At 45.7% G+C, this 2,460-nt stretch carries 2 protein-coding genes; both read right to left on the reverse strand.

All coding sequences use genetic code 11. From position 1 onward, the window contains the following. Positions 1–54: 54 nt before the first annotated feature. On the reverse strand, positions 55–1,773 hold the full coding sequence (locus tag A3762_RS12005; protein WP_068475267.1) for a GspE/PulE family protein: 1,719 nt from the start codon (positions 1,771–1,773) through the stop codon (positions 55–57). After that, complete coding sequence (locus A3762_RS12010) at positions 1,763–2,293, reverse strand: hypothetical protein (protein WP_068475265.1); 531 nt, start codon at positions 2,291–2,293, stop codon at positions 1,763–1,765. The genes A3762_RS12005 and A3762_RS12010 overlap by 11 nt, the downstream gene beginning before the upstream one ends. Positions 2,294–2,460: the final 167 nt, after the last annotated feature.

The following is a 2,460-nucleotide window of genomic DNA, read 5'->3' on the forward strand; positions in this document are numbered from 1 at the left end:
GCTGCTTCCATTACACCGTGGTGCAACGCACCTTTTTGATCTCGGGCTTGATACTCAAAGCTCGGCATAACCAGCAACCTTCAGTGCTTCTTCTAAAGAAGTGACACCATTCATAGCGAGATGCAAGGCAGATACAGCGAGAGGCTGATAGTGTTTAGCCTGTCGAGCATGTTGAATGAAGGTCCGTGTCTCATTTTGCCTTAAAGCTTCTAAACATGGTTCATCCAACTCGAGCCATTCAAACACCCCGACACGACCTTTATAACCAGTATTCGAACATGCCGGACAACCTTGAGGAGCTTTGAATGAAAGGTCTTCATCAGATAGCCCATTGTCATTCTTTAAAAGCTCTTCAACTAGAACCTTCTCATGCTCATCTAAATGAGTTTCTTGAGCACATTGCTCACACAAACGTCTTACTAAGCGTTGTGCTAATACCCCATAGATAGAACCCGCAATCATGTAGGGCTCTGCTTTCATATCCATTAAACGCAGTGCACTCGAAATCGCATCATTGGTATGAAGCGTGGACAATACTAGGTGTCCCGTCATCGCCGACCTTAAGCCGATATCGACGGTCTCTTCATCCCGCATTTCACCGACTAAAAGCACGTCTGGGTCATGACGAAGACTCGCTCTCGCAACAGAGGCAAAATCTAATCCTATTTTGGGGTTCACCTGAATTTGCGTAAGTCGGCTCATCCGGTACTCAATAGGGTCTTCTACAGTCACTATTTTGAGCTCAGGTTTATTTAAAAACTTCAGAGCCCCATAGAGCGTTGTGGTTTTTCCGCTACCGGTTGGCCCAGTTACCAGAATCATGCCATGCGGTTGTGCCAGAGCTTGTTTGAATCGCACTTCAATCTCAGGAGGCATACCTGTGTCAGACAGATTCAGAACTTGCTGGCTTTGATCTAAGAGACGCAATACAGCGGTTTCACCAAACTGTGTCGGAAGTGTCGCAAGACGCACGTCAATCGAACGTCCATTAACGAGAATATTGAAACGCCCGTCTTGAGGCAGACGCTTTTCAGATATATTTAAGCCGCACATTAACTTAAGTCGAAGCACTAGCGCCGCTCCAACTCTTGTTTCACGCATCACTGTTTCACTGAGCACACCATCTACACGACGGCGAATACGGATCACGGTTTCTTCTGGCTCTATATGGACATCCGAAGCACGCGCTAATACTGCATCTTCAAAAATAGTTTGCAGCAAACGAACAACGGGCGCATCACTATCGTCAACATCGGCTTGGCTCAATTGCGCGATATCAAAAACCTGCGCGGATAACTCCGAATCTAACTCGGTAGCGATGGTTGAGATCTCTTCGTTCTGCTTGTAGACCTCATCGAACGCAACAAGTAACTGAGACTCGCGAATTACCGCCACTTCAACATCGTGACCAAGCTTTTTGGCTATCTCATCAACTGCGGCTAAATCCATAGGATCAGCCATTCCGATTAGACTTGTACGCCCATTATCAGATAAAACAATCGCGCGTAATCGTCTCGCCATCGTTTCAGGCAGCTGCATGCTTAACTCGAGATTCATTCCTTGCTGATTAAGATCAACAAACTGGAGCTTAAGCTGGCGAGACAGTAACGCGAGCAAATCCGTTTCAGATATAAACTGTTTTTCAATTAGGATTTTGCCGAGCCTAACGCCTGATTTTTTCTGACTCGCGAGTGCTTGATCAAGGTGATCCTGGGAGATAAATCCCTCTTGAATCAGTAACTCACCTAATGGCTGCTTTCTTTTATCTAGCATGACTAGGCTCCTTGACTGTTAGCCAACGAGGCTCAGTGTTAATCACCGCCAACTCAAAATTTAAGGCGCCTGAATCTGTTTGCGACTGCCAATCTAATACCTGTAAGTCCAAGTAAGACTTGTTCTCAACATAAGTCATAACACGTGCTAAATCAGACTGACTTGCATCTGCCGAGATACGGAAACGATGCTGATAGAACTCAACGTCAGATGCCGGTGCTTCAAATAAAAACTGAGAGCCTAGATACTGAACCTTTTGAACTTCATTCAATAACTCGCCGATGACCTGGCTAAGTATTTGACTACCCGGCGGTGCTTGAAGCAAAGAATTCGCAAGTTCTGTGGTTTTTGAATTATCAGATAAGGAAGAGGCCTCAGTTTGAGGCAGTTCGATATTGAACACCTGTGGCGCACTCTTGTGAGGCACCACAAAAGACACATAAGCAAGAATCAAAACCGCCAACAACGCAAAAGTCGTTAGTATCCGTTCGCGCAGGGTAAGCGTATTGAAGTTATTCATACGTAACTCCTGCGGCTATATTCAGCTTAATCGATGCATTCCATGCGTCAGAACGCTTTTCAATCGCGAACCCTGCCAAGGTAATAGTGCTCTCGGTGTTAACAGTCTGAGCAAGCCATTCAACCATAGGTGCTTGGCTATTAGCTTGTAACGACAGTTCTATTGAT

It is taken from the genome of Oleiphilus sp. HI0125, assembly GCF_001635355.1.

Excerpts from the sequence above, each read along its gene's own strand:
- A3762_RS12005 (WP_068475267.1), bottom strand. The coding sequence starts at position 1,773 with ATGCTAGATAAAAGAAAGCAGCCATTAGGTGAGTTACTGATTCAAGAG.
- A3762_RS12010 (WP_068475265.1), bottom strand. The coding sequence starts at position 2,293 with ATGAATAACTTCAATACGCTTACCCTGCGCGAACGGATACTAACGACT.